The organism is Mycobacterium sp. IS-1496, from assembly GCF_001499995.1.
Taxonomy (GTDB): domain Bacteria; phylum Actinomycetota; class Actinomycetes; order Mycobacteriales; family Mycobacteriaceae; genus Mycobacterium.
In genome coordinates this window covers 240,068-265,947 of the sequence record NZ_LQIU01000001.1, presented here as the reverse complement: position 1 = coordinate 265,947, position 25,880 = coordinate 240,068, and the positions used below count along the sequence as shown (strand labels likewise).

Genomic DNA, 25,880 nt, shown 5'->3' with positions numbered 1-25,880 from the left:
GTCAGCGGCCTTCGCGACGGGCCAGTTCGGCCAGCATCGCGTTGTAGGCGGCCAGGTCCGCGTCGTGGTCTCGTTCGGCCGCCCGGTCGAGCCGTTTGGCGTCGCGCTGATCACTGCGCCGCCACTGGATGAGCAGCGCGAGCAGCACCAGCACCAGCGGGATCTCGCCCGCCGCCCAGGCGATACTGCCGCCGAGCTTCTGGTCGGCCAGCAGATCGTCGTGCCAGCCGAGCTGCAGCGACCGGTAGAACCCCTCGGCGAGCACCGAGTTCATGCCCATCAGCACCACGCCGAAGAACGCGTGCAGCGGTAGCGAGGCGAACACGATCGCGAGCTTGGCGAGTTGCGGGATGCGCCGGGGGGTGGGGTCGACGCCGATCACGACCCAGTAGAAGAGGTAGCCGCTGAGCAGGAAGTGGATGTTCATCACGACGTGGGCGGCGTGGTCGTCGACGGCCGCCTCGAAGAGACCGCCGAAGTACAGCCCGTAGAACCCCGCGACGAACAGTGCGAGCGCGACGATCGGGTGGGTGAGCACGCGTGACACCCGGGAGTGCAGGGCGGCCAGCAGCCATTCCCGCGGGCCGGGCGGCTTGCCCCTGCCCGCGGCGGGCAGCGCGCGCAGAGCCATCGTGACCGGCGCACCCAGCACCAGCAGGATCGGCACCAGCATCGACAACAGCATGTGCGCGACCATGTGGACGCTGAACATCGCAGGCATGTAGCGGCCGAGCCCCGACGACGTGGTGATCAGCAGCGTCGCGCAACCGAGCAGCCATGCCACCGTGCGCCCGGCGGGCCAGGCGTCCCCACGCCGCCGCAATCGCCACCAGCCGGCGAGGTAGACCGCCGCCAGGATGATCGCCGCGCTGCCCAGGATGAGGTCGAACCGCCAGTCGAACAGAATGCGGGTGACGGTCGGCGGGCCCGCGAGGTCGTAGCCGATCTCGACCTCCACCGGAGTGGGGTCGCGCCCCGGCGGAGGCGGCGGCGTGCGGCCCAGGCCGACCGCGATCCCGAACGTCACGCCGAACAGCACCGCCTCGACCAGCGCCAACCGCAGCAGCGGACCCCGCGCCCCGGGGTCGGCCTGCAGACCGGCCACCCCCTTGCGACGCTGCAGGTAGCCGAGCACCCCCAGCGTCACCAGCGCCACCGCCTTCGCGAGCACCAGCACGCCGTACTCGGTGCGGAGCAGGTCCGCGGGCGAGATCCGCACCAGCGCGTTGACGACGCCGCTGAGCGCCATCGCGACGAAACACCACAGCGCGACCGCGGAGAACCGGCGGGCGGCCACGTCGCCGTGCGCCCCGCCGCGCAGAGCGTGCACCAGCAGCACGAGCAGGCCGCCGGCCCACAGCGCCCCGGCGACGAGGTGGATCAGCAGGCTGTTGGTGGCCAGGTCGTGTTGGCCACCCGATGAGGAATGCCCGGTCAGGCCAAGCGGCATCAGCGTGAGCAGCGATCCGGCGAACAGCGGCGGAGTCCACGCCCACCGGAGCACCGGCAGGCCGGCCAGCGTGACGACCGCGGCCAGAAGAGCCGTCCACCGCCACGCGCCCGCCACATCGACCAGGCCCGCCACCGACCAGATCTCGACCGGGTTGAGGTGATCGCGCAGGGGCTGGCCGGACACGTCCGACACGGTCAGCGGCACGAGCAGCACCGCGCACACCGTCCACACCGCCGAGGCCGCCGTACCCAACCGCAGCGCCCGGTAGCCCGCCACGTCGAGCACACCGTTGGCCTGGGGCGGAACCAGGAACGCGGCGAACAGGAAGGCGCCGACGGCGGTCACCGCGGCGATCTCGCCCGCGGCGCGCATGAACGGCAGCCCGTAGGTGGTGACCGGGCCCGGATCGGGCAGACCGGTCGCGGTCAGCGCGTCCGCGAGCGACAGGGCGCCGATGCCTGCGGCGGTGACGCCGGCCAGCGCCGCCACTCCCACCAGCACCGGCCACACCGCGCTCGTGCGCGTCTTCACCGCAACCGTGCTCATGTTCCCAGGGTATGGCGTGTTCGGCGTCACCCTGGTGGGCGGTTCACCCCGTCTTCGCCCGGCGGCGTTCGGCTTCCCTGGCCTTGAACTGGTCGCGCGCATACCGGTCGACCTTGTCCATGTCGGCCAGGATCGCGCACAGCTCGTCGCAGAACGCCCTGCGCCGTGCCTCGAGGTCGGCGCCGGGCTCGAGCAGCTGCTGATCGGCGGCGACCTGGCGGGCGGTGCTGAACAGCAGCGCCGACACGGATTCGTTGCTGCGCACCCGGTCCTGGGCGACGTACTGGCGGCCCAACCCCATCGCCCGCTTGGTCAGTTCTTTCTCGTCGATGTCGGCGGGGGCGTCACGCAGCGCGCTCGCCAGGATCTCGTAGGCCTCGAAGAACGGCCGCAGCATCGCCCCGGCCATCAGCGGCCGCTTCTCGCGCAGCAGCGCGTCGATCTGCTCACCGCCGGCCGCGACCTGCGACTCCCAGTCCGCCCGCCATGACATCTCCCCGGCGACGTGCTCGCGGAAAGCCGCCGAGTCGGCGAAGTAGAAGTCGAACTTCAGCAGATCCCGCAGCCGCGCCGCCTGCGACCAGAACGCCTCGGTCGGGTCGCCGTCGGCGCGCGCGGCATACGCCAGCGCCAGCTCCACGATCGACGTCTCCAGGAAGGCGTGGATGAGGGTGTTGCGGTAGAACGCGGCTTCGTGTTCGTCCTCGGCGGCGATGTACCAGACCGGTTCCCGTCCGCTGTCGACCTTCGTGACGGGGTGACCGTTGGACAGCGCGTCGACCGCGGACAGCACCCCCTCGGGGGTGCGCAGGCGCAGCGCACTGTTGGTCAGCGGCATGTCGTTGCGCATCAGGTAGTCGAGCCCGTCCTGCAGGGTGTGGTGCAGCTGGTCGAGGGTCAGCGCGACACCACGGGTGGTCAGCAAGAGCCCCGACACCAACGCGGTCGCGTTGATCGGCGTCACCTGCAGGATGCGCCAGGCCACCTCGAAGGCCATCTTCTGCATCGCCAACCGCCTGGCGGACTCGTCGGTCGCGATCGGACCGCCGGGCTCGCCGAGGTACTGGCGCATCGACACCGCCTCGGGGAAGCGGACATAGATCTTGCCGTAGCTTCGCTCCCCCTGCGCCTTGATGTAGTTGTACAGCCAGCTCAACCCCTCGGGGGTCTTCTCGCCGCCGCGGGCGTAGTCGGCGTACTCCGAGATCTCGTGCAGCTGATCGAAACTGATCGACACCGGTTGCAGCAGGATGTCGTCACTGCGGCCGGCGAGGTAGGCGTCGGCGACGTAGGCCAGCAGACCCAGCTTGGGCGGCAACATCTTCCCGGTGCGCGACCGGGTGCCCTCGATGGACCAGCTGAGATTGAACCGCTTCTCCACGACGTAACCGACGTACTCCTTGAGCACGTACTTGTAGAGCGGGTCGCCGGCGACGTTGCGGCGGATGAAGATGACGCCTGAGCGCCGCAGCAGCGGCCCCATGAAACCGAAGGACAGGTTGACGCCGGCGAACATGTGCACCGGGGGCAGCCGGTTCTCCTGCATCGCCGCGGGCACCACCGCGCCGTCGAGGTAGGACCGGTGCGAGAACAGCAGTACTGCCGGATGGTTCTCCAGATCGCGTCGCAGGCGGGCGATCTCAGACCGGTCGTAGTCGAAGTTGGGATCGAACCCCCGCTTCGTGATCAACCGACTGAGGTTCGGGATGAGGTCCACCGACACCCGGCTCCACCCGGTGGCGAGCTCGTCGAGCATCTTGCCTGCCTCGTCGACCGTCGCGCCGGGGATCTCCTCCAGACCGGCGCGGAACCTGGTGGACGCCAAGATCTCAGGCTTCACCAGGCGCGGCGACTTGTACTCCGGGCCCAGCAGCCGGTACTCGACACGCTCGATGGCCAACACCGCGCGGCGGATGACGAAATGCGCGAACTCGCGCGGGTTCTCGGCCACCGTGTGGTCGTGCCACTGCTGGCGCAGTTCGGAGACCTTGGCCGGTTCACCGGCGATGACGCGGGCACGGGTCCGGTCCCGTTTGAGGATGCGACGCTGCAGCACCTCGGGCGGGCGGTAGGTGTCGCGACCCGAGATGAGCGCCACCACCTTCGACCGCGTGGGCAGGCCCGCGGGCACCCAGAACACCCGCACCGGCACCACGGTGCGGTCCTCGTCCGCCTCGAGTTCCTCGACCAGTTGGGCGAGCACACTGGGCGACGGCTCCCCGTCGACGGGCAATTGCAGGACCTCGACGTTGACGTCGGGATTGTCGCGGCGCTGGCCGGCCAGCCACTCGTCGAGCAGTTCGACCTCGGCCGGTGACGACGCCGCCGCCAGCACCAGCGCATCGTCGGTGGTGCTGAAGCTGGCGTAGTAGTCGTCGGACAGCGTCACTGTCGGCCTTTCGCCGCGGTGTTCTTGGCGGGCGCCTTCTTGGCGGTCGCCTTCTTGGCGGTCGCCTTCTTGGCGGTCGCCTTCTTCGCCGGCTTCTTCTCGGCCTTCTTGGCGGGCTTCTCGGCCGGCGCGTCCGCCTGCTTCTCCGTGGCAGCCTTCGTGGCAGTCCCAGCGACCTTCCTCGGCTCCACCGTCTCGCCCGGCGACCGCTTGTACAGCGCGGGCACCGGCAGCTTGCCGTGCGGCCACGCCTTGAGGGTGTCGAGGTAGATCTGCCGGACCTCCGCTATGCGGTTGGGCAGATCCTCCACCGTCCAGTCGTCGGTCGGGATGGGCGGGTAGACCGCGATGTCGACGGTGCCCGGATTGAAGGTGCTCGAATCGCGCGCGGCGACCACCTCCGCGTTGCGGATGACGATGGGCACGATCGGAATTCCGGCCGACATCGCGATGCGGAAGGGGCCCTTCTTGAACTCCCCCACCTCGGTGGTGTCCAGGCGGGTGCCCTCGGGTGCGATGAGTATCGAAATACCTTTGCGGGCAAGCTCTTCGACCTTCCGGAGACCTTCGACCGCGGCCTTGGGGTCGTCGCGGTCGATGAACGCGGCGTCCATCACCTTCCCGATGGTGCCGATCAGCGGATCGTTCTCGAGTTCCTTCTTGCCCACCGTGGTGAAATTGCTTTCCACCAAACGGCCGGCGATCAGCGGATCCGCCTGGTTGCGGTGGTTGAAGAGGAACACCGCGGGCCGCTGCGCGGTGAGGTTCTCCCGCCCGAGCACGTCGAGGTTGATGCCGGCGGTGGTGAGTAGCAGCCGGCTCCACGTCGAGGTGAAGAAGTTGACCCCGGTGCGCCGGTTGCGGCTGAGCAGACCCACCCCGATGGCACTGGCGGCGACCGGGACCACCGAGCCGATGGCGGCGACGGTTCGGAGCTGGGACAGCGGATTGCTGCCGCTGCGGCTGGTGAACCGCAGCACCGGCCATCCGCGCTTCGCCGCGACGGCGGCGAGTTTGCCCGCAGGGTTGGTCGGGCGCGGGTTGCCGACTAGGTACATCAGCGCCACGTCCTCGTCCCCGTCGGCGTAGAAGTAACTCTTCGACAGGTCCACGCCGTTGCGGGTCGCAAACGCCTGCACCGCATGGGCTTTCCCGGGTCCCCACAGGATGGGCCGGACCACCTCACCGGTGATGCACCCGTCCTCGTCGGTCATGAACTTGTTGCTCAGCACGTTGTCGATGCCGAGGTACCGGGCGACCGGCTCGACCTGGACCGTCAGCGCCGACGAACTGAGCACCACGGTGTGGCCCCTCGCCATGTGCGCGCGTACCAGGGCGCGCATCTCGGGGTAGATGCGGTCGCGGACGTGCTGCAGGAAGAGGCGTTCGGAGAGTTCGTCGATGTCGCTGAGCGAACTGCCGCGCAGCATGCGCGCACCCTTGCCGATGAGGTCTTCGAACTCGGACCGGCCGAGCTGGTGATTGAGCCCGGCCTGCACCATGCCGATGAACTCGCCAACGCTCATCTGCCTGCGGCGCAAGCGGTCCCGAGTCATGATGACGCCGGTGAACCCCGCCACCAGTGTGCCGTCGAGGTCGAAGAACGCGCCGACCTGCGGACCCTGCGGTGCGGCCAGGATCTCCGCGACCGACCCCGGCAGGCGTAGGGCACGCCGCGCCAACTGCTCACCATCGCCCGGACTCATTGTGGCGCACTCCCCTTCGACGACGGTGATTCAGAAGGCAGGGTGAACGACGCGGGGCCGGCACGGCCAGGACCACCGATGGCGAGCACCTCGTCGAAACCGGCGAGCAGGCATTCGGCGAACAGTTCCGGATCGGTGATCGACGCGCGGTCGTAACGGGCCGTGACCGTGCAGAAGCCCGAACGCGATACCAACACGACCATCATCGCGACACCGGGTAGCGGTCCGATTCCGTACTGGCGCAGAATCTTTGCGCCCGCGATGAAGGTGTCACCCGCGTAGACCGGCACGTTGCTGGCCTGGACGTCGGAGTTGACCACGGAGCCGGCCATCGCCTCGAGCACCGTGTCGGGCAGCAGGCTCGCGACGGGTGCGATGGCCCCGACCATGTCCAGCGCGCGCTCCTCGCGTTTACGCGTCATCTGCGCCCGCACCTTGCCGATCCGCTCGCGCGGATCCACCACACCGATGGGGGCGGCCAGGTTGACCCCGACGAAGCGGTTACCGCCCGCGGGATCGGCGTCCGACCGCAGGCTGACGGGTACGGCCATCGGCAACGTGGGAATGGGCAGGCCGAACGCGTCGTGGTAAAGGCGCAGCGCCCCGCACACACCCGCGAGGTAGGCGTCGTTGATGGAGCCGCCCGCGGCCTTGGCCGCCTTGTGCAGGTCACCGAGTGACATGTCGATCGCCTCGCTGCGTGTGGAGAGGCTGCGGCGGCGCAGCAGCGGCGAGGGTTCGGCGACCGAGCCCACCACGCGCACGCTGGACCGGGCGTAGTCGACCACCCCGCCGACCGACGAGACCGGGTCGCGCACCACCCTGCCCACCACGCCGGCCGCCCCACCCAGCGCACCGCGGACACCCCCGAGGATGGAGAACGGCAACCGGTTGAGCCCGTGGCGCATGAGGTCGTTCGGCGAGAGGTCCTGCGGGATCGGCAGTGGCGGTGCCTCACTGGGTGGCGGGTCGCGTTCCAGGTCGTACACGCTGGCGAACATCTCGACCCCGCCGACCCCGTCGGTCACCGCGTGGCTGAAGTGCAGCATGGTCGCGGCCTGACCGCCCTCGAGCCCTTCGACCAGCGTGGCGGTCCACAGCGGGCGGGAGATGTCCAACGGCGACTGCAGCGCGATCTCGGCGAGGTCGATCAGCTGACGGATGTTGCCGGGCTCGGGGATGCGGACCCGGCGGACGTGGAAGTCGAGGTTGAAGTCGGGGTCGACGACCCACCGCGGCGCGGCCGTCGGGAGGGTCGGCGTCACGACTTTCTGGCGCAGGCGCAGCACCTTGCGGGAGGCGTGTTCGAAACGGGTGCGGAACCGGTCCCAGTCCGGCGTGGTGTCGAGGATCTCGATCGTCAGAATGCCCGAGCGCGTGCGGGGGTTGGCCTCGCCGCGGTGCAGGATCTGGTCGAACGGGCTGAGCTCCTCCGGCAACCCCGCGGCATCCAATTCCGGCACGTCGCTCGTTGCCACCCCGGTGCCCTCCTGTCGACGGTGTCGCTGATGACTGTCGACACCACGCTAGTCCGAGGCGCCGGACGGGGGGTGCCCTTTGCAGCCAGTCAGGCCGGGGTGCCCCCGGTGACGGGGATATACACTCACCGACGCTGCCTCCGTAGCTCAGCGGATAGAGCAGCCGCCTTCTAAGCGGTTGGTCGCAGGTTCGATCCCTGCCGGGGGCGCTTACCGTCCGCGCGCGACGATCACCGGCGTGCGCGCGGCTTGGACCACCGCGGTGCTGACCGAGCCCAGCAGCATGCCCGCGAACCCACCGCGGCCGTGGCTACCCACGACAAGGAGCTGCGCGGACTCCGAGAGCTCGAGCAGATGCTCGACGGGCCGGTCGAACACCGACGTGCGGTGCACCGTCACGTCGGGGTAGCGCTCACACCAACCGGCCAGGCTGACGGCGAGCGTCTCCTCGGCCGGGGCCCGCACGGCCGACCAGTCGACGTACGGGTGCAGCGACTCGTTGCGGTCACTCCAGCTGTGCAGCGCTATGAGGTCGACGCCTCGCAGGGACGCCGCTTCGAACGCGATCTCGACGGCGCGTTGGGAAGCCCGCGAACCGTCTACGCCGACGACGACGGGGGCGGTCTCGGCCGGCTCCTCCATGTCGGCGCTGATGACCGCCACGGGGCAGCGTGCGTGATGCAGCACTCCGGTGCTCACCGAACCGAGGAGCAGACGCTTGATCGCACCGTTCCCACGAGTGCCCACCACCACCATGTCGGCTTCTTTGGCGGCATCGACGAGTCCGGGCACCGACGCGGCGTGGATGAGCTGCGTGCTGACATCGACTGCGCCGGCGTCCTTCGCGACTGTTTCGGCGTCGGCGAGAACGGCGCGGCCGTCTTGTTCGCGGCTCTCGAAGTACTCGGCCGGCAACGGCGCAGCCGGGACGGCCATCGCCCATGCCGCGCTGACATCGGTGGCCAGCACGTACACGAGGCGGAGCGGGACCCGGCGCATCGCCGCCTCGCGAGCGGCCCAGCGCACGGCGGCGTGGGAACCGGCAGACCCGTCGACCCCGACGACGATCTCGGGATGAACCGCAGTGGACATGGCAGATTCCTTTCCGGGCTTCGTCGCCTCGACCGTGGTCAGTGTGCGCGCGCTGCGGCCGCGCCGCGTAGGGCCTTTGGTCCCTTCCCCGCGTAGGCCGCATGGCGGACACTGATGACTGCGGCGAAGCCCGCCTGTCGCTACCGCGCGACTCGCACAGGAAGATTGATGACCATGACCAAGGGACAGCAACTCGATGTCCTCAACCGCAGGCAGTGCCTCGATCTCCTGGCCGGTGTGCGAGTGGGCCGTCTGGTGTTCACCGAGGACGGCCTGCCCGCGGTCCATCCGGTCAACTTCCGGATGAAGCGCGACGATGTCGTCATCAGGGTGGCCGGTGGGGCGAAACTCGCCGCGGCGAACCAGAACGCCACCGTGGCGTTCGAGGCCGACGAACTGGACGCCGATCTGCACACGGGGTGGAGCGTGACGATCGTCGGAACGGCGCACCCGATCACCGATATCGACGAGTTGACCGAAGTGTCAGGCACTTTCGTCGAGCCGTGGGTGGACGGCCGGCGGGACCACTTCATCCGGATCGAGGCGCAGAAGATGACCGGGCGCCGGTTCCGCGAGCGGGGGGCTCCGCAGTACCGGACCGGGAGCGGATAACGCACCGATACCCGCGCGGGACGGGGTGGGTGAGCACACTCGCCGCGTGACAGGAAGACTGTCATGATGCCGGAATCCGGAGCGGAGTCCTTCGAAGCGCTCGTGGCGCTGCTCGACTATCCGATGTTCGTGGTCACCACCCGCGCAGGCGACGTCCGGTCGGGCTGCCTGGTGGGTTTCGCGAGCCAGACGAGCATTGATCCGCCACGCTTCCTGATCGGACTGTCCAAGCGCAACATGACGTTCCGGGTAGCCCAGGATGCGACACACCTCGCGGTACACGTCGTCGCCCGCGACCACATCGACCTGGCCCGCCTCTTCGGCGGCGAAACCGGCGACCGGACCGACAAATTCGCGCGTTGCACATGGCACACCGGACCCGAGGGACTGCCGATCCTCGACGACGCAGGCGCGTGGTTCGTGGGGAAGATCCTCGATCGCTTCGAGGTCGGCGACCACGTCGGTCATGTCCTGCACCCGATCGCGGGGCAACCGCCCGGTGAGTTCGCCGACTGGGTCACCTTCGCCGACGTCCGCGACCTCACCCCGGGACACGAGGCCTAGCCGTGCCGCACCTGGCTGCCGTCGCAGATCTCGACGAGCTGATCGAGCACTACCGCACAGCGCCTGTGGGAGTGCGCGCCAACATGATCTTCAGCGCTGACGGGGCCGCGGCGTTCGCGGGGCGGGCCGGCCCACTGTCGGATCCGCTCGATCAGGCGCTCCTGCGCGCACTGCGCGGGTTCGCCGACGTGGTGCTGGTGGGCGCCGGAACGGTGCGGGCCGAGCACTACGGCCCCGTCCGGGTCGATGCGATGCCGCAGGGAAGGCCGCCCCATCAACCCATTCCGCCGATCGCCGTCGTCAGCCTCTCGGGGGTCCTGCCCGACTCGCTGTTCGCCGACCCCGCTCAGCGCCCGATCCTCGTCACCACGCAGCGCGCGGCCGATGAACGCGGTCTGAGGCCGGACCGACGACGCGATGTGGTCATCGCCGGCGAGCACACTGTCGACGCGTCCGATGTTCTCGTTGAGTTTCGATCCCGAGGCCTGAGCCGCGTGCTGTGCGAGGGTGGCCCGACTCTGCTGGACGAACTCGTCACCGCCGATGTGGTCGACGAGATCTGTGTGACCGTGTCACCGACGCTGGCCGGTGTGCAGGACGTCGGGCGGGGCGCCGGGGCGCTGGCATCGCCGCGATCGATGCGCCTGGATCACGCGCTCACCCATGCTGATTACCTGTATCTCAAGTACTCGCGCCGGCGATGACCACCTCGGTCTACTGGAATCACAACACCGCCTACCACCCGTGGCTGATGCGGCTCGCTGCCGAGAAGCACGGTGACGTGCTCGACGTCGGGTGTGGTGACGGTCTGCTGGCACAGCGACTCTCGTCCGTGTCGCGGTCGGTGACCGCGCTCGACCCGGACCGGGTGGCATTGCGTCGAGCCGGTGAGCGGTTGGCAGGCCTCGAGATGGTTGACGTGTCGGACGCGGATTTCCTGTCCTTCGACCCGGCAGGAAGACGGTTCGACCTCATCACGTTCGTGGCGAGCCTGCACCATATGCCGCTGCGGCCGTCGCTCGAACGCGCACGAGATCTGTTGCGGGCCAACGGCCGCATCGCTGTGGTCGGCTTGTCTGCGAACAAGGCCCTCCGTGACTGGATGTGGTCGGCGCTGTGCCTGCCGGCCGTTCGTGTCGCATCCCGCAGGCACGCCGAGGTGCGCGACGTCGGTGTGCACACCACCCCACCACGAGAGAGCCTGGACGAGATCCGTTGCGTCGCTGCCGACGTCCTCCCCGGCGCGACCATTCGCCGCGGCCTCTACTACCGCTACCTGATGACCTGGCCGGGCTGAATCCGAAAAAACTTGCACCACAGTAGTTTCAGCTGTCACACGACGGCACGGTTTTGTCGGTGTCTCGAACTAGTGTTCGACGCATGGATGGGGCAGCGGTGCTCGCGGCGTTCGCGAAGTTCGAAGCCGCCCGCGACGCGATCGCCGCCCTGCCCCTGCAATCCCTGTCCGTGCCCCAGCTGCTCACGGTGATCGAGATGCGCGAACGCGGCCGCCGCCGTGACCTCGCCGTCGACCACGCGTTCACCGCCCACCTGACCGACTCCGCCAAACCCCACGAACTCGGGGCCACCTCGATCCGCGCACTGCTGGCCACCAGGCTGCGGATCTCCAGTAGAGACGCCCGCGAACGGTTGACCGACGCCGCCCAGTTGGGCCCGCGCCACACGACCACCGGGGAACGCGTGCAAACCGAGTTGAGTCACACCGCGGCCGCGGTCGCCCGCGGCGATATCAGCGTCGCGCACGTGCGGATCATCCAGGAATTCATCAAGAAACTCCCGGTGTGGGTGTCGTTCACCCGCCGCGACGACTACGAATGCGACCTCGTCGGCCATGCCACCACCCTTGGACCCGAAGACTTCCGCAAAGTCGCCGAGGCCCTGTTGGGGTTCATCGATCAGGACGGCACCGAACCCGACCACGCCACCCAACAACGCCGCCGCGAGATCCGGGTCGGGCGCCAGCAGGCCGACGGGATGAGCCGCATCGAAGGCTGGCTCACCCCCGAAGCGCGCGCCCTCTGGGACGTCATCGCCGCCAAACACGCCGCCCCCGGCACCAACCTGCCCCACGACGACGCCGCCAGCGGCCGCGACGACCGCACCACCGGCCAACGCCACCACGACGCCCTGGCCCGCGCCATGGGCGACATCGTCGCCTCCGGCACCCTCGGCCAGATCGCCGGCGTGCCGGCCACCACCACCATCAACGAACTCGAACGCGCCGCCGGCTGGGCCCACACCGGCAGCGGCAACCGCCTCCCGATCCGGGATCTGATCCGGATGGCCGCGGAGTCGCGGCACTATCTGGCGGTGTTCGACGACCACACCGAAGAAGTCCTCTACCTCGGCCGCGCCAAACGCACCGCCACCACCGCCCAACGCCTCGCCCTGTTCGCCCGCGACAAAGGCTGCACCCACCCGGGGTGCACCGTCCCGTTCTACTGGACCCAAGCCCACCACACCCCCGACCACTCCGAAGGCGGGAAAACCGACCTCCCCGACCTCACCCTGGCCTGCCAACCCGCCAACCAACTCATCGAGAAAACCGGCTGGACCACCCACCGCCCCGGCAACGGCCGCACTTACTGGATCCCACTGACCCACCACGACACCGGCCAATCACGGGTCAACCATCACTTCCACCCGCAGCGTTACCTCACCGACCACACAGCGGACGGTGACCACGGCGGGGACGACGAGCCTGGCTAGGGTGGGCGCGTGGCTGATTCAGTGCTGATGCAGGTCGACGATCACGTCGCCCTGATCACCGTCAACGACCCCGACCGGCGCAACGCGGTCACCTTCGAGATGTCCGCCGCCCTGCGCGCGGCCGTCGAGGCCGCGGAAGCCGACGCGCAGGTGCACGCGGTGATCGTCACAGGGGCCGGGAAGGCGTTCTGCGCGGGTGCGGATCTGACGGCGCTGGGCGAGGCCACTCAGGACGGACTGCGCCGCATCTACGACGGATTCCTGGCGGTGGCCCACTGCACGCTGCCGACCATCGCGGCCGTGAACGGCGCGGCCGTCGGCGCCGGACTGAACCTGGCGCTCGCGGCCGACGTGCGGATCGCGGGCCCGAACGCCCTGTTCGACCCGCGGTTCCAGAAACTCGGCATCCATCCGGGGGGTGGGGCGACCTGGATGCTGCAGCGCGCCGTCGGGCCCGAGGTGGCCAAGGCGGCTCTGCTGTTCGGTAAGCGCTTCGACGCCGAGACCGCGGTCCGCTACGGCCTCGCCCTCGACGTCGCCGACGATCCCGTCGCCGCCGCGCGCGATCTGGCCGCCGGGCCCGCGGCCGCACCGCGCGATGTCGTGCTGGCGACGAAGGCGTCCATGCGGGCGACCGCCAACCCGGGCACGGTCGACACCGAACAGCACCGCACGGCCGTCGACATCGAACTCGGCCCGCAGGCGTCGTCCATCGAATCGCCGGAGTTCGCCCGCCGCCTCGCCGCCGCCAAACGCAAGTAGGTCACAGGTCGAGAAGCGCGAGCTCCGGCGTCTCGACCAGCTCGCGCAGCTCACCCAGGAATGCCGCCACGGTGGCCCCGTCGGCGATGCGGTGATCGAAGGCGCACGTCAACGTCATCGTCGGGCGGGCGACCACCTCGCCGTCGACCACCACCGCGCGCGGCTTCAACGAACCCATACCCAGAATCGCGGCCTCGGGGTGATTGATCACCGGCACGCCCTCGTCCAGGCCGAGCGCGCCGAAATTCGAGACGGTGAACGTCGACCCCGACAGTTCGGCCGGTCGCACCCGTCCCGTCCGCGCCTCCCCCACCAGCCGCGCCACCGCGGCCGCGAGCTCACGGGTGGTCTTGTCATGCGCATCGGCGATCACGGGCACCAACAGCCCCCGCGGTGCGGCGACCCCGAATCCGAGGTGAACCGCGTTGTGCCGGTGGATCTGCGGTCCGTCGGCGGTCTCGATCCACGTCGCATTGAGCGCCGGATGATGCCGCAGCGCCACCGTCAGCAGCCGCAGCGTCAACACGAACGGCGTCACCGGCGGGTCCGTGTCGTGCAGCCTGTCCCGCAGCCGCAACAGCGCGCTGCCGTCCACCGTGACGCTGGCGTGCGCATCCGGGATCTCCCGCCGCGACAACGACATCCGCCGCGCCATCTCAGCCTGGACCCCCCGCACCGCGAGCTGCTCCGCAGCCGGCGCCCTCGTCCCCGCCGCACGCTCCACGTCGTCCTGGGTGATCACCCCGTCCGGGCCCGATGCGCTGACCGCACCGAGATCGACGTTCAACTCGGCGGCCAGCTTCCGCACCGACGGTTTCGCCCGCGGACGGCCGCTTGGTGCGCGGGTGCGCCTGCTCGCATCCATCGCCTCGTCCGCACCGTACCCCACCAGCACCGATCGGCGTTGCGGGACAATTGATTCCGATGTCGAGATCCGCACCAGAAGGGATCCCACGTCGAGCGTCTGGCCCTCGTCTCCCCCGCGCTCGACGACCCGCCCGGCGTACGGGCTCGGGATCTCGACCTCCGCCTTGTTCGTCTCCACGGTGCACAGCGTCTGGTTGAGCTCGACCTCGTCCCCCACCTCGACCGCCCAGGAGGTGATCGTCGCGTCCTGCAGACCCTCACCGAGATCCGGCACGAGGAAATCCTGCACGCTCATGGCATCTCCAGGGTCCGCTGCACGCAGTCGAGCAACCGGTCCACCCCCGGCAGCCACAGCTTCTCCAGCCGCGCCGGTGGATACGGGGTGTCGAATCCGGTGGCGCGCAACACCGGCGCCTCCAGGTCGTAGAACAGCTCTTCGGAGATCCGTGCGGCCAGCTCGGCGCCGAAGCCCAGCGTCCGCGGACCCTCATGCATCACCACCGCCCGGCCAGTCTTGCCCACCGATGCCGCCACGGCGTCGAAGTCGAGCGGGTTGAGCGAGCGCAGGTCGACGACCTCCAGCGACCAATCCCATTCGGCCGCGGCATGGTCGGCAGCGGACAGAGCCGTCGCCACCAACGGTCCGTACGTGAGCACCGTGACGTCGGTGCCCTCGCGGCGCACCGCCGCCCGGCCGATCGGGAGACCGGGCTGCGCGGTGTCCACAGGCTCCCGGGCCCAGTACCGCCGCTTCGGTTCCAGATAGATCACCGGGTCGCGGGCGGCGATCGCGTGCCGCAGCAGCCAGTACGCATCGGACGGACCGGACGGTGTCACCACCTTCAACCCCGCCGTGTGCACCCAGTACGTCTCCGTGGACTCCGAATGGTGTTCCACCGCACCGATTCCGCCGAACGACGGAATGCGGATCGTCACCGGCATGTCGACGTCGCCGCGGGTGCGCATGCGGTACTTCGCGAGGTGGCTGACCACCTGGTCGAACGCCGGCGCGGCGAACCCGTCGAACTGGATCTCGGGCACCGGCACGAAACCGCGGATCGCCATGCCGATCGCGATACCGACGATCGCCGACTCGGCGAGTGGCGTATCGAAACATCGCTGCTCGCCGAAGGTCTCGGCCAGCCCCTCGGTCACCCGGAACACCCCGCCCAGGGTCGCGACGTCCTCCCCGAACACCAGCACGCGCTCGTCGGCGGCCATCGCGTCGTGCAGCGCGCGGTTGACGGCCTGCACCATGGTCAGCTCGGCGACCGGCGTGACGTGGGTGAGGAACGGCCGGTCGTCGCCGTTCGCGCCGGCGGGCCGCTCGATCAACTGGGTCATGTCACGCCTCCTGGGCCAACTCGGCGAGCAACCGGTCGCGTTGCTCGGCAAGGTCCGGGGTGATGTCGTGGTAGACGGTGTCGAACACCTCGGCGACATCGACGTCGGGCGCGCCGACCACCGCCTCGCGCAGTTCCGCGCGAAGCCGTTTCGACCGGGCCGACACCCGTTCCTCCAGCCGGTCGGTCCATACCCCGACGCCCTGCAGGTAGGTGCGGTAGCGCGGGATCGGGTCGAGCCCTTGCCACCGGTCGACCTCGGACTGCTCGCGGTACCGGCTGGGATCATCGGACGTCGTGTGCGGTCCGAGCCGGTAGGTGACCGCCTCGATCAGCGTCGGCCCACCGCCACCGCGGGCGCGCGCGGCGGCGGTGGACATCACCGCGAAACAGGCCAGCACGTCGTTGCCGTCGACCCGCACACCCGGCATGCCGTACCCGGCGGCACGGTGGGCGATCGACGGTCCGGCGACCTGCCGCTCCACCGGCACCGAGATCGCCCACTGGTTGTTCTGCACGAAGAACACGCACGGCACCTGGTAGACGGCGGCCAGGTTCATCGCCTCGTGGACGTCGCCCTCGCTGGTGGCGCCGTCGCCGAGGAACGCCACCGTCACGGAGTCCTCGCCGAGGCGTTGTGCGGCCATCGCCGCCCCCACGGCATGCAGCCCCTGGGTGCCGATCGGGATCGAGATGGGAGCGCAGCACTTGGCGGTGAACTCCAGCCCGCCGTGCCACATGCCCCGCCAGACCGCCGCCATCTGCGCCGGGGCGATGCCGCGCAGCAGGAAGGCGCCGATCTCCCGGTACTGCGGGAACAGCCAGTCGGTCTTGCGCAGACACGCGGCGGCGCCGACCTGGGCGGCTTCCTGACCGCGGCACGAGGCGTAGAGCGCGAGCTCACCCTGGCGTTGCAGGTGCACGAACTCGGTGTCGAGGTCGCGGGTGACGACCATCGTCTCGTAGAGCCAGGACAAGGTTTCCGGAGGCAGGTCGCGGCTGTAGCGATGGTGTGCGCGCGGTGTGCCGTCGGCACCCACCAGCTGCACGGGGTCCATATCGACGCCGGCCATACCGCCTCCTTCAGGTCGCATCGACGGCATGTTTCGCCGTCCGACGACTTCAGGTGCTCAGCGTGTGGCGGTCGGAGCAGGACCCTTGGTGTCAGGGCTGCCGGTCAGCGTCCTGGGTGTGGCGCCAACGCGACGATGCGCTCCGCTCGCCTCAGCACTGGGGCATCCACCATTATGCCCTCGAACTGGAAGACTCCGCGTTGATCGCGCGCCGTGTCCAGGACGCGACGGGCCCAGTCGGCCTGTTCGTCGGTGGGGCGGTAGCCATCGCGGATCACCGCGACCTGGGTGGGGTGGATGGCGACCTTGGCGTCGAATCCCACCGCGACGGCGTCGTCGACCTCCGCCCGCAGCCCGTCGAGGTCCTTGATGTCGAGGTAGACGGAGTCCAGGGCCATGCGGCCGTAGGCCTTCGCGGCGAGCAGCGACTGCGACCGCACATGCACGGCGAAGTCCCGGTAGGAGTTGTCGGGCCGCCGACTCGACGTCCCGCCGAGCACGGCCAGCAGATCCTCGGCGCCCCACATCACCGCGACGGTGTTGTCCACCCGGCTCGCTTCCACAACACTCAGCGCGCCCAGCGGGGTCTCGATCAACGCCACGACGTCCAGCGGCGCCAGTGCGCGCACCTGGTCGGCGTTCTCGGTCTTGGCGAGCATGACGGTCGTGTAGTCCGTCCGCGCCAACGCCTTCAGGTCGAGTTCGTGGTCGGGCGTGGTCGCGGGGTTGATCCGGACCACGGTGCGCGCCGGGTCGAGCGGCGTGTCGACCAAGGCCTGTCGGGCGGCCTCGCGATGTTTGGCGGCCACCCCGTCCTCGAGGTCGAGGATCACCACATCGGCTGCCGCGGAAGCCTTCTCGAAGCGCTCCGGCCGGTCGGCCGGGCAGAAGAGCCACCCGGGACCGTTGTTGCCCAGCATCAGTTCTCCCCAGCGGGTTGCTTGCGCACCATGGTCTTGCGCGACGCGGTCGCGACGATGTCACCGTGCTGGTTGCGTCCGACGTGGGAGAAGGTGACGATCCCCTCCCCCGGCCTGCTCTTCGATTCCCGCTTCTCGAGCACCTCGGTCTCGGCGTACAGCGTGTCGCCGTGGAACAGCGGTTTCGGGAATGCCACCTCGCCGAACCCCAGATTGCCCACGATCGTGCCCTGCGTGAGCTGGGCGACCGAGAGACCCACCAGCGTCGAGAGCGTGAACATCGAGTTCACCAGCCGTTGGTGGAAGGGCGGCAACGCATCCGAGAACGCCGCGTCGAGATGCAGCGCCTGGGTGTTCATGGTCAGCGTGGTGAACAGGACGTTGTCCGCCTCGGTAATGGTGCGCCCGGGCCGGTGCTGGTAGAGCACGCCGGTCTCGAACTCCTCGAACCACAGCCCACGCTGGACGACGACCTTCTTGTCGGTCACAGGCCGGCCTGCCGCGCGATCAGCATCAGCTGCACTTCGGTTGTGCCCTCGCCGATTTCGAGGATCTTGCTGTCGCGGTAGTGCCGCGCGACGGTGAACTCGTTCATGAAGCCGTAGCCGCCGAAGATCTGCGTGGCGTCGCGCGCGTTGTCCATCGCGGCCTCGCTGGCCACCAGCTTGGCGATCGCGGCTTCCTTCTTGAACGGCTTACCGGACAGCATCAGCGCCGCGGCGTCGTAGTAGGCGGTGCGGGCGGTGTGCGCACGGGCCTCCATCCGGGCGATCTTGAACGCGATGGCCTGGTTGCTGCCGATGGTGCGGCCGAAGGCCTCCCGCTCCTTGGCGTAGCGGACGCTCTCGTCCACGCAACCCTGTGCCGCGCCGACCGACAGCGCGGCGATCGCGATGCGGCCCTCGTCGAGGATGCGCAGGAAGTTCGCGTAGCCGCGGCCCCGCTCACCGAGCAGGTTCTCCTGGGGCACCCGGACGTCGTCGAACGACAGCGGGTGCGTATCGGAGGCGTTCCACCCCACCTTGTTGTAGGCCGGTTCGGCGGTGAACCCCTGGGTCGGCACGGGAACGAGGACCGACGAGATCTCCTTGCGCCCGTCGGTCTCACCCGTGACGGCGGTGACGGTCACCAGCTTGGTGATGTCGGTGCCCGAGTTCGTGATGAACTGCTTGCTGCCATTGATGACCCAGTGCCCGTCGTCGAGACGCGCAGTGGTCTTGGTCGCCCCGGCGTCGCTGCCGCCGCCCGGTTCGGTCAGCCCGAACGCCGCGAGCGCCTGCCCGCTGGTCAACTGCGGCAACCACTCCCGCTTCTGGGCTTCGTTGCCGAACCGGTACACCGGCATCGCCCCGAGCGATACGCCGGCCTCGAGCGTGATCGCCACGCTCTGGTCGACCTTGCCGAGTTCCTCCAGGGCCAGGCACAGCGCGAAGTAATCCCCGCCCATACCGCCGTACTCCTCGGGGAACGGCAGGCCGAACAGCCCCATGTCGGCCATCCCGCGCACCACCTCGTACGGGAACGAATGTTCCTCGTCGTGTTTGGCGGCGACCGGCGCCACCACGGTGCGGGCGAAGTCGCGCACGGTCTTGGCGAGTTGTTCGTAATGGTCCGGCAGCGTGCCGGACGACAGGAAGTCGGTCATGGCTGTTCTCCTTTGTCGGTAGCGACAATCCGTGCCAGCGGCTGGCCCACCTTGACCTGGTCACCGACCGCGACGAGCAGTTCGACCACGCCGTCGACGGGCGCGGTCATGGCGTGTTCCATCTTCATCGCCTCGACGGTGACGACCACGGTCCCCTTCGTCACCGTCGCCCCGGCTTCGATGCCGACGGCCACGACCGAACCCGGCATCGGGCTGGTCAGCTCGGCATCGCCGCTGTGGACGTCGTCCAGGCGCACCGGGGCCTCGCGGACCTCGGCGACCGCGACCGTACGGCCCGCGCCGGCCAGCCACATCTGCCCGCCGTCGGCGGCGACGAGGTAGTCGGTGCGCAGACCGTCGATCGTGACCACGAGCCGGTCGCCGTCGAGTGTGGCCGACAGCGACCGTGTTTCGCCGTCCTCGATCCTCGCGCGGGCGTCCCGGGGGGTGCCGGTCACGTGGACGTGATCGGTGCGCTCACCGGACTGCAGGCGATGCGTCGTGGGCGCGTGGTCGCCGATGCGCCAGCCCGTCGGCACGGCCCACAGGTCACCGCCGGGTGCGGGCCACGCCCGCAGCCACAGGTGCGCGGCCGCGGCGATCAGGTCCTCGTCGCGCACCGGCGCCTGCGCGTAGTCGGGCGCCCGGCGGTCGAGCAGTCCGGTGTCGAGCCGGCCCTCGACGACGTCCGGGTCGGTGAGCAGGAATCGCAGGAACTCGATGTTCGTGTCGACACCCAGGACCGCTGTCTGTGCCAGCGCTCGGTCGAGCGCCCGCAGCGCCGCCGGACGGTCGGCCCCGTGGGCGATCACCTTGGCCAGCATCGGGTCGTAGTCGCTTCCGACCACCGCGCCGCGGCTCAGGCCCGAGTCGACACGGACGCCGGTGCCGCCGGGTTCGGACAGGCCGTGGACGGTCCCACCCGTCGGCAGGAAACCACGGCCCGGGTCCTCGGCGTAGACGCGGGCCTCGACGGCGTGGCCGTGCAGGGCGACGTCGCCCTGGGCGATCGTCAGTTTCTCCCCCGCGGCGATGCGGACCTGCTGCTCGACGAGATCCACGCCGGTGACCATCTCGGTGACCGGGTGCTCGACCTGCAGGCGGGTGTTCATCTCCATGAAGAAGAACTCATCGGGCCGGTCGGCCGACACGATGAACTCCACCGTGCCCGCCCCGGCGTAATCCACGCTACGCGCGGTGTCGCACGCCGCCTCGCCGATCCTGGCGCGGGTGGCCTCGTCGAGCAGCGGTGAGGGCGCCTCCTCGATCACCTTCTGGTGGCGGCGCTGCAGGCTGCACTCCCGTTCCCCGAGGTGGATGACGTTGCCGTGGCCGTCGGCGAGAACCTGCACCTCGATGTGGCGCGGGTTGAGCACGAACCGTTCGAGGAACAGCGTGTCGTCGCCGAACGCGGCGGCCGCCTCCCGTCGGGCCGACACGAGCGCGGCGGGCAGTTCGGCGGCGTCGCGCACCACCCGCATCCCCTTGCCGCCACCGCCGGCCGACGGTTTCACCAGCACCGGGAAGCCGACGTCACCGGCGCCGGCGATCAGGTCGTCGTCGGTCAGCCCCGGCCGCGAGATGCCGGGGACGACGGGCACGCCGAACGCCGAGACCGCCGCCTTGGCCGCGATCTTGTCGCCCATCGTCTGGATCGCGCCGACGGGCGGGCCGATGAACACGATGCCCGCCGCCCGCAGCGCCGCGGCGAAATCCGCGTTTTCCGAGAGGAATCCGTAGCCTGGATGGACCGCCTGTGCGCCGGTGCGCCGCGCCGCGGACACCACCGCCTCGATGTCGAGATAGCTCTGCCGGGCGGCGGCTGGGCCGATGCGGACGGCGACGTCGGCCTCCGCGACGTGGCGCGCACCGGCGTCGGCGTCGCTGAACACCGCCACCGAGCGGATCCCCATTGCACGCAACGTGCGGATGACGCGAACGGCGATCTCCCCGCGGTTGGCGACCAGAACGGTGTCGAATGCGCCGTCGCTCCGCTCGCCCTTGGTGTCGAAACTCATGTCAGTCACGCGATCACATCCGGAAGACGCCGTAGGAGACAGGTTCCAGCGGGGCCTGTCCGACAATGGAAAGGGCCAGCCCCACAACGGTCCTGGTGTCCGCCGGGTCGATGACACCGTCATCCCACAACCGCGCCGTCGAATAGTAGGGGTTGCCCTGACGTTCGTACTGCTCGCGGATCGGCGCCTTGAACTCCTGCTCCTGTTCGGGCGTCATCTCGCCGCGCACGGTGGCGAGCACCGATGCGGCCTGCTCCCCACCCATCACCGAGATCCGTGCGTTCGGCCACATCCAGAGGAAGCGAGGTGAATACGCGCGGCCACACATCGAGTAGTTGCCCGCGCCGTAGGACCCGCCGATGACGACGGTCAGCTTGGGCACCCGCGCGCAGGCCACCGCGGTGACCATCTTGGCGCCGTGTTTGGCGATGCCGGAGGCCTCATAGTCGCGGCCCACCATGAAACCCGAGATGTTCTGCAGGAACAGCAGCGGCACCACCCGCTTGTCGCACAGTTCGATGAAGTGGGCGCCCTTCTGCGCGGACTCACCGAACAGCACGCCGTTGTTGGCGACGATGCCGACCGGATGGCCGTGGATGCGGGCGAACCCCGTGACCAGCGTGGTGCCGTACTCGGCCTTGAACTCGGAGAACTCACCGCCGTCCACGATCCGGGTGATCACCTCGTGCACGTCGTAGGGCACGCGCGAGTCGACCGGCACGACGTCGTAGAGCTCGGACTGGTCGGCCACCGGGTCCACCGCGGGGGCCACCTCCCACGGCGGCCGCTGGGCTTGCCCGAGTGTCGCGACGATGCGGCGCACGATCCGCAGCGCGTCACGGTCGTCGTGGGCGAGGTGGTCGGTGACGCCGGAGGTCTTGGAGTGCAGGTCGCCGCCGCCCAGGTCCTCGGCGGAGACGACCTCGCCGGTGGCGGCCTTCACCAGCGGCGGTCCGCCGAGGAAGATCGTGCCCTGGTTGCGCACGATCACCGCTTCGTCGCTCATCGCCGGCACGTAAGCCCCACCGGCGGTGCAGGATCCGAGCACGGCCGCGATCTGCGCGACGCCCTGCGCGCTGAGCGTCGCCTGGTTGTAGAAGATCCGGCCGAAGTGCTCGCGGTCGGGGAACACCTCGTCCTGGCGAGGCAGGAACGCGCCGCCGGAGTCGACCAGATACACACACGGCAGGCGGTTCTGCCCGGCGATCTCCTGGGCGCGCAGATGCTTCTTGACCGTCACCGGGTAGTAGGTCCCGCCCTTCACGGTCGCGTCGTTCGCCACGATCATGCACTCGCGTCCGGAGATCCGCCCGATGCCCGCGATCATGCCGGCGCCGGGACACTCGTCGTCGTACATCCCGTCGGCGGCCAGCGGCGCGATCTCCAGGAACGGGCTGCCCGCATCCAGCAGACCGTCGACCCGGTCGCGCGGGAGCAGCTTGCCGCGGCTGACGTGGCGCTCCCGCGCCCTGGCCGGCCCGCCGAGCGCGGCACCCGCGAGCTTGGTGCGCAACTCCTCCACGAGCGGTGTGTGCCCGTCACGATGTGATGCCCGCGGTGCCATCGGTGAACCCGTTCATTTGAGTTAATGACGACTAACTCGTGGTATGTTAATCACGATTAACACCCGCTGTCCACCACCCGACCGCAGAGGCCGTCCATGGCGTCGACGTCAGTCGCGAACACCCGCCGCAGTCAGGCGAAATCGGACCGCCGCAGCCAGCTGATCGCCGCGGCGGAACGTCTTGTGGCCGAGAAGGGTTACCTCGCCGTACGCCTGGAGGACATCGGCGCGGCGGTCGGCATCAGCGGGCCCGCGATCTACCGGCACTTCCCCAACAAGGAGGCGCTGCTCGTCGAGTTGCTGGTGGGCATCAGCACCCGGCTGCTCGCCGGTGCGCGCGACGTGCGGGCCCACACCCCCGATGCGGCGGCGGCGCTCGACGGGCTGATCGACTTCCATCTCGACTTCGCCCTCGGCGAGTCCGATCTCATCCGGATCCAGGACCGCGACCTGGGCCACCTACCCGACCCCGCCAAACGGCAGGTGCGCCGGGCGCAGCGGCAGTACGTCGAGATCTGGGTCGAGGTGCTGCGCGCGGTGGACGCCTCTCTCGACGAGGCACAGGCGCGCCTGATGGCGCACGCGGCGTTCGGTCTGCTCAACTCGACGCCGCACAGCGTCAAGCCCGGACACAACAAAGCGGCCGAGGCCAGCTCGCGCACTGTCCTTCGAGCGATGACAGTGGCGGCGCTGGCCTCGGCCGGTCGGCTACAGGGCTAATACCAGACTTTTCGGCCTCCGACGGCGCGACCGGTCGCACCGAGAATCCAGAAGACCGCACCGATGACGATGAGCACCGCTCCGATGGTGGTCAGGATGTTCATGCCCAGGACGAATCCCAGCACCACCAAGATGATTCCGAGAATTATCACTGCTACTCCTTCTCCTTCTTTACTTGTTGGCGCCAGTCATCACTGGCTGGGCTCGGGGATCTGCACCTCGCTGCAGTCCACCTTCGGGTTGACGCCCGCATAGTTGAGTGGTCCCGCAACGACGGTCAACGCGACACGAGCTGTCGTGGCGCAGTTGGCTTCTCCACCCTTGAAATAATCCCGCTGAAAGGCAGCCACCACGCCGATCAGCAACCAGACGAGCACAATTACGCCGAGTATGCCTCTCATGCACCGCCTCCATCCTCTTCGCGCCGGTGTGACGCGCAACACCGTTTACCCCCATGACAATTGATCCAAACCTGCGGTACGGCGACGGCGGGAGTCAGGACACCGGGGCGGTGGAGAAGGCCTTGAGCAGCCACGTCGTCATCGCGTTGACGAGCGCGGCGCGGTTTTCGCGTTTGACGATCTCGTGGCCGTCGTCGTCGAACACGAGCAGTTCGACGGTGCGGTCCAGGGCGCGCAATGCGTCGAACATTTGCTGCGATTCGCTGGGCGGCACATTGGTGTCGTTACCGCCGTGCACCAGCAGCAGCGGGGCGGTCAGGGCAGGTGCGCGCAGCAGCGGCGAGAGCCGTTCGAGGAGGTCACGGTCACCGATCGGGTGTCCGTACTTCGGGTACGCGGCCGCGGCGATCCACGGCTCGGTGTTGCGGTACCAGGTGTTGAGATCGCTCATTCCGCAGATGCTGATCCCCGCGGCGAACAACTCCGGGTGAAAGGTCAACGCCGCCTGCGTGAGATAACCGCCGTAGGACCAGCCACAGCAGGCGATGCGGTCGGCATGCACGGCCTCGCGCTCGATCAGGTACTGCACGCAGTCCGCCACGTCGTCGATGGCGGCGAACCTGCGCTCCTTGTCGTCGGCGTGCATGAACGCACGGCCGAATCCGCCGGAGCCGCGGACATTCGGAGTGAACACCGTGATACCCGCCGCCAGCAGCGCCGGGTAGTACTCGTTGTAGCCGGGCCGGGACTGGCCCTCCGGCCCGCCGTGCAGGAAGATCATCGCGCCGACCGGTTCGACCGGCGCGGGCGGGCGGTACAGCCAGCCGGTCACTTCCATCCCGTCGCGGGCGACGACGACCTCCAGCGTCGGATCTGCCGTCAGCGGACCCTCACTGGGTTCGCGGTCCACCCGTTGCCACTCGCGTGAACGCGGATCGACCAGTTCGACGGTCGGCGGCAGCGATGGGCTCTCCACCGTCATCGCCACCATCGAACCGCCCGCGCTGATCGACAGTTCGGTCGCCACCAGCCCGGGCAGCGGGATGGGTTCGGACAACGTGTTGTCGGCGTATTCGAGGATCTGTAACTCGCTGCAGCCGTTGACGTTCCACAACAGCGCGACGGTCGAGAGATCGTCGCTGACCACGAACTCGTCGAGGTCGAACCCCGGCTTCTCCGCCACGACGTGGTAGCTGACGCCCTCGGCCGTGGTGGTCACCTCGATGAGGCGGGCGTGCGACCCGCCGTTGTCACTGCGGATCAGCGCGCGCACATACCCTTCGGTGCTGTTGAGCCCGTAGTCCTTGGCCGGGTGGTAGAGCGTGAAGTTCTCCCCCATCGGGCCGGACCGCAGGCGCCGTGGGCTGTGGTCGTCGAGGATGTAACCCATGTCGGTGGTCGAACCCGGATCGTAGGGCAGCAGGGCGGTTTCGGTCAGGCCGCGCAGCATGATGAGGTCGCGGTAGCCGCGCGGACCGACCCGCACCAGCGCAGCGCCGGCCCACGCGTCGACCAGGCGACCCGCCGTGCGGCGGTCCAGCACGACGGTGGCGCCGTCGGCCGGGTCGATCAGGCACGAACTGCCGACGCCGTCCTCACCGGTGAGGATCGCCGCGACCTGTGTGCCGTCCCAGCCGATGAGTTCGGCGCTGCCGTCCGCCTGGTCGTCCGGCCACGAGTCGATGCGGCGGGCGTCCCGGTCGTCGGGATCGTTTGTCACCACCCAGATCTGGAACCGGTCGCTGCCGTCGGGTGCTACCTGACAGGCCAGCCAGTGCCCGTCGGCGGAATGCATGACCCGGGTGACCGGGCCCTCGACGGGCAACTCCACGTCTCGCGAGGAACTCGCCCGCCACCCGAGCAGGAACCGCTGCACCGCCCGGGGGAAGCCGCCGTCGTCGACGAGGTGGGCGAAGGCCGTCGCATCAGGCGACAGTGACGCACCGTAGTTCGCCCGCACCTGGCGTCTCACGCGTCGATCCTCCTTGCCTTCGTCC

The 25,880-nt window shown here is 69.2% G+C and carries 23 protein-coding genes and 1 tRNA gene; 8 read left to right on the top strand and 16 right to left on the bottom strand.

The features are described from left to right. Position 1 precedes the first annotated feature (1 nt). From AU195_RS01255 to AU195_RS01240, 4 genes are read right to left on the bottom strand one after another with little or no spacing between them, the layout of a single operon-like run. Positions 2-1,999 carry a bifunctional copper resistance protein CopD/cytochrome c oxidase assembly protein gene (locus AU195_RS01255; protein WP_059157221.1) on the bottom strand — a complete coding sequence of 666 codons (1,998 nt, stop codon included), beginning with the start codon at positions 1,997-1,999 and terminating at the stop codon, positions 2-4. A 43-nt stretch (positions 2,000-2,042) separates the two neighbouring features. Further along, positions 2,043-4,388 carry a glycerol-3-phosphate 1-O-acyltransferase gene (locus tag AU195_RS01250; RefSeq protein WP_059157220.1) on the bottom strand — a complete coding sequence of 782 codons (2,346 nt, stop codon included), beginning with the start codon at positions 4,386-4,388 and terminating at the stop codon, positions 2,043-2,045. Continuing rightward, complete coding sequence (locus tag AU195_RS01245; protein ID WP_059157219.1) at positions 4,385-6,094, bottom strand: HAD-IB family hydrolase/lysophospholipid acyltransferase family protein; 1,710 nt, start codon at positions 6,092-6,094, stop codon at positions 4,385-4,387. Before AU195_RS01245 ends, AU195_RS01250 begins: the two co-directional genes overlap by 4 nt. Next, positions 6,091-7,572, bottom strand: a complete 1,482-nt coding sequence (locus AU195_RS01240; protein ID WP_059157218.1) for a wax ester/triacylglycerol synthase family O-acyltransferase — start codon at positions 7,570-7,572, stop codon at positions 6,091-6,093. The genes AU195_RS01245 and AU195_RS01240 overlap by 4 nt, the downstream gene beginning before the upstream one ends. 136 nt (positions 7,573-7,708) lie before the next feature. On the opposite strand from AU195_RS01240, the gene AU195_RS01235 reads away from it, so the two are divergent. Next, positions 7,709-7,781 (top strand) — tRNA-Arg (locus tag AU195_RS01235). Position 7,782: 1 nt separating this feature from the next. Here AU195_RS01235 and AU195_RS01230 read toward each other — a convergent pair. Next, positions 7,783-8,664: a universal stress protein gene (locus tag AU195_RS01230; RefSeq protein WP_059157217.1), complete on the bottom strand. Its 882-nt coding sequence runs from the start codon at positions 8,662-8,664 to the stop codon at positions 7,783-7,785. A gap of 174 nt (positions 8,665-8,838) precedes the next feature. On the opposite strand from AU195_RS01230, the gene AU195_RS01225 reads away from it, so the two are divergent. The 6 genes from AU195_RS01225 (at position 8,839) to AU195_RS01200 (ending at position 13,332) form a co-directional block, all read left to right on the top strand. Next, complete coding sequence (locus AU195_RS01225; RefSeq protein ID WP_059157216.1) at positions 8,839-9,276, top strand: pyridoxamine 5'-phosphate oxidase family protein; 438 nt, start codon at positions 8,839-8,841, stop codon at positions 9,274-9,276. A 66-nt stretch (positions 9,277-9,342) separates the two neighbouring features. After that, positions 9,343-9,840 carry a flavin reductase family protein gene (locus AU195_RS01220; RefSeq protein ID WP_059157363.1) on the top strand — a complete coding sequence of 166 codons (498 nt, stop codon included), beginning with the start codon at positions 9,343-9,345 and terminating at the stop codon, positions 9,838-9,840. Between the two features lie 2 nt (positions 9,841-9,842). Further along, entirely contained in the window at positions 9,843-10,544 is a 702-nt protein-coding gene (locus AU195_RS01215; RefSeq protein ID WP_059157215.1) for a pyrimidine reductase family protein, read from the top strand. Beyond that, entirely contained in the window at positions 10,541-11,137 is a 597-nt protein-coding gene (locus AU195_RS01210) for a class I SAM-dependent methyltransferase (protein ID WP_059157214.1), read from the top strand. The genes AU195_RS01215 and AU195_RS01210 overlap by 4 nt, the downstream gene beginning before the upstream one ends. A gap of 83 nt (positions 11,138-11,220) precedes the next feature. After that, entirely contained in the window at positions 11,221-12,570 is a 1,350-nt protein-coding gene (locus AU195_RS01205) for an HNH endonuclease signature motif containing protein (RefSeq protein WP_059157213.1), read from the top strand. A 9-nt stretch (positions 12,571-12,579) separates the two neighbouring features. Beyond that, the gene (locus AU195_RS01200) at positions 12,580-13,332 is read left to right on the top strand and encodes an enoyl-CoA hydratase (RefSeq protein WP_059157212.1); all 753 of its coding nucleotides are present in this window, start codon (positions 12,580-12,582) and stop codon (positions 13,330-13,332) included. 1 nt (position 13,333) lies between these two features. Here the strand turns inward: AU195_RS01200 and AU195_RS01195 are convergent, their stop codons facing one another. The 8 genes from AU195_RS01195 to AU195_RS01160 all read right to left on the bottom strand — a co-directional run bounded on the left by AU195_RS01195 (position 13,334) and on the right by AU195_RS01160 (position 22,762). Then, positions 13,334-14,494 carry a dihydrolipoamide acetyltransferase family protein gene (locus AU195_RS01195; RefSeq protein ID WP_059157211.1) on the bottom strand — a complete coding sequence of 387 codons (1,161 nt, stop codon included), beginning with the start codon at positions 14,492-14,494 and terminating at the stop codon, positions 13,334-13,336. Then, on the bottom strand, positions 14,491-15,543 hold the full coding sequence (locus AU195_RS01190; protein ID WP_059157210.1) for an alpha-ketoacid dehydrogenase subunit beta: 1,053 nt from the start codon (positions 15,541-15,543) through the stop codon (positions 14,491-14,493). Before AU195_RS01190 ends, AU195_RS01195 begins: the two co-directional genes overlap by 4 nt. 1 nt (position 15,544) lies before the next feature. Beyond that, a complete protein-coding gene (gene pdhA / locus AU195_RS01185) occupies positions 15,545-16,645 on the bottom strand; it encodes a pyruvate dehydrogenase (acetyl-transferring) E1 component subunit alpha (RefSeq protein ID WP_172800436.1) in 1,101 nt (366 codons plus the stop codon). Between the two features lie 74 nt (positions 16,646-16,719). After that, positions 16,720-17,538: an HpcH/HpaI aldolase/citrate lyase family protein gene (locus tag AU195_RS01180; RefSeq protein ID WP_059157208.1), complete on the bottom strand. Its 819-nt coding sequence runs from the start codon at positions 17,536-17,538 to the stop codon at positions 16,720-16,722. Beyond that, positions 17,535-18,023, bottom strand: a complete 489-nt coding sequence (locus tag AU195_RS01175) for a MaoC family dehydratase (protein WP_059157207.1) — start codon at positions 18,021-18,023, stop codon at positions 17,535-17,537. Before AU195_RS01175 ends, AU195_RS01180 begins: the two co-directional genes overlap by 4 nt. Further along, the gene (locus AU195_RS01170) at positions 18,020-19,180 is read right to left on the bottom strand and encodes an acyl-CoA dehydrogenase family protein (RefSeq protein ID WP_059157206.1); all 1,161 of its coding nucleotides are present in this window, start codon (positions 19,178-19,180) and stop codon (positions 18,020-18,022) included. The genes AU195_RS01175 and AU195_RS01170 overlap by 4 nt, the downstream gene beginning before the upstream one ends. Further along, positions 19,177-21,198, bottom strand: a complete 2,022-nt coding sequence (locus tag AU195_RS01165; RefSeq protein ID WP_059157205.1) for an acetyl-CoA carboxylase biotin carboxylase subunit — start codon at positions 21,196-21,198, stop codon at positions 19,177-19,179. Before AU195_RS01165 ends, AU195_RS01170 begins: the two co-directional genes overlap by 4 nt. Before the next feature lie 13 nt (positions 21,199-21,211). Then, the gene (locus tag AU195_RS01160; RefSeq protein WP_059157204.1) at positions 21,212-22,762 is read right to left on the bottom strand and encodes a carboxyl transferase domain-containing protein; all 1,551 of its coding nucleotides are present in this window, start codon (positions 22,760-22,762) and stop codon (positions 21,212-21,214) included. 96 nt (positions 22,763-22,858) lie between these two features. Between AU195_RS01160 and AU195_RS01155 the strand changes: the two genes are divergently transcribed. Then, entirely contained in the window at positions 22,859-23,482 is a 624-nt protein-coding gene (locus AU195_RS01155) for an SACE_7040 family transcriptional regulator (protein ID WP_059157203.1), read from the top strand. Here AU195_RS01155 and AU195_RS25880 read toward each other — a convergent pair. The 3 genes from AU195_RS25880 to AU195_RS01145 all read right to left on the bottom strand — a co-directional run bounded on the left by AU195_RS25880 (position 23,479) and on the right by AU195_RS01145 (position 25,855). Then, positions 23,479-23,634 (bottom strand): DUF6131 family protein, encoded by a 156-nt coding sequence (locus tag AU195_RS25880; RefSeq protein WP_011768318.1) that lies wholly within the window; start codon positions 23,632-23,634, stop codon positions 23,479-23,481. The two genes, AU195_RS01155 and AU195_RS25880, sit on opposite strands and share 4 nt — an antisense overlap. Positions 23,635-23,673: 39 nt before the next feature. After that, on the bottom strand, positions 23,674-23,883 hold the full coding sequence (locus AU195_RS01150) for a hypothetical protein (protein WP_059095960.1): 210 nt from the start codon (positions 23,881-23,883) through the stop codon (positions 23,674-23,676). 94 nt (positions 23,884-23,977) lie between these two features. Continuing rightward, on the bottom strand, positions 23,978-25,855 hold the full coding sequence (locus tag AU195_RS01145) for an alpha/beta hydrolase family protein (protein ID WP_059157202.1): 1,878 nt from the start codon (positions 25,853-25,855) through the stop codon (positions 23,978-23,980). Between the last annotated feature and the right edge of the window lie 25 nt (positions 25,856-25,880).

Excerpts from the sequence above, each read along its gene's own strand:
- AU195_RS01255 (WP_059157221.1), bottom strand. The coding sequence starts at position 1,999 with ATGAGCACGGTTGCGGTGAAGACGCGCACGAGCGCGGTGTGGCCGGTG.
- AU195_RS01245 (WP_059157219.1), bottom strand. The coding sequence starts at position 6,094 with ATGAGTCCGGGCGATGGTGAGCAGTTGGCGCGGCGTGCCCTACGCCTG.
- AU195_RS01230 (WP_059157217.1), bottom strand. The coding sequence starts at position 8,664 with ATGTCCACTGCGGTTCATCCCGAGATCGTCGTCGGGGTCGACGGGTCT.
- AU195_RS01225 (WP_059157216.1), top strand. The coding sequence starts at position 8,839 with ATGACCAAGGGACAGCAACTCGATGTCCTCAACCGCAGGCAGTGCCTC.
- AU195_RS01220 (WP_059157363.1), top strand. The coding sequence starts at position 9,343 with ATGCCGGAATCCGGAGCGGAGTCCTTCGAAGCGCTCGTGGCGCTGCTC.
- AU195_RS01210 (WP_059157214.1), top strand. The coding sequence starts at position 10,541 with ATGACCACCTCGGTCTACTGGAATCACAACACCGCCTACCACCCGTGG.
- AU195_RS01205 (WP_059157213.1), top strand. The coding sequence starts at position 11,221 with ATGGATGGGGCAGCGGTGCTCGCGGCGTTCGCGAAGTTCGAAGCCGCC.
- AU195_RS01195 (WP_059157211.1), bottom strand. The coding sequence starts at position 14,494 with ATGAGCGTGCAGGATTTCCTCGTGCCGGATCTCGGTGAGGGTCTGCAG.
- AU195_RS01190 (WP_059157210.1), bottom strand. The coding sequence starts at position 15,543 with ATGACCCAGTTGATCGAGCGGCCCGCCGGCGCGAACGGCGACGACCGG.
- pdhA (WP_172800436.1), bottom strand. The coding sequence starts at position 16,645 with ATGCCGTCGATGCGACCTGAAGGAGGCGGTATGGCCGGCGTCGATATG.
- AU195_RS01170 (WP_059157206.1), bottom strand. The coding sequence starts at position 19,180 with ATGACCGACTTCCTGTCGTCCGGCACGCTGCCGGACCATTACGAACAA.
- AU195_RS01165 (WP_059157205.1), bottom strand. The coding sequence starts at position 21,198 with ATGAGTTTCGACACCAAGGGCGAGCGGAGCGACGGCGCATTCGACACC.
- AU195_RS01160 (WP_059157204.1), bottom strand. The coding sequence starts at position 22,762 with ATGGCACCGCGGGCATCACATCGTGACGGGCACACACCGCTCGTGGAG.
- AU195_RS01155 (WP_059157203.1), top strand. The coding sequence starts at position 22,859 with ATGGCGTCGACGTCAGTCGCGAACACCCGCCGCAGTCAGGCGAAATCG.
- AU195_RS01150 (WP_059095960.1), bottom strand. The coding sequence starts at position 23,883 with ATGAGAGGCATACTCGGCGTAATTGTGCTCGTCTGGTTGCTGATCGGC.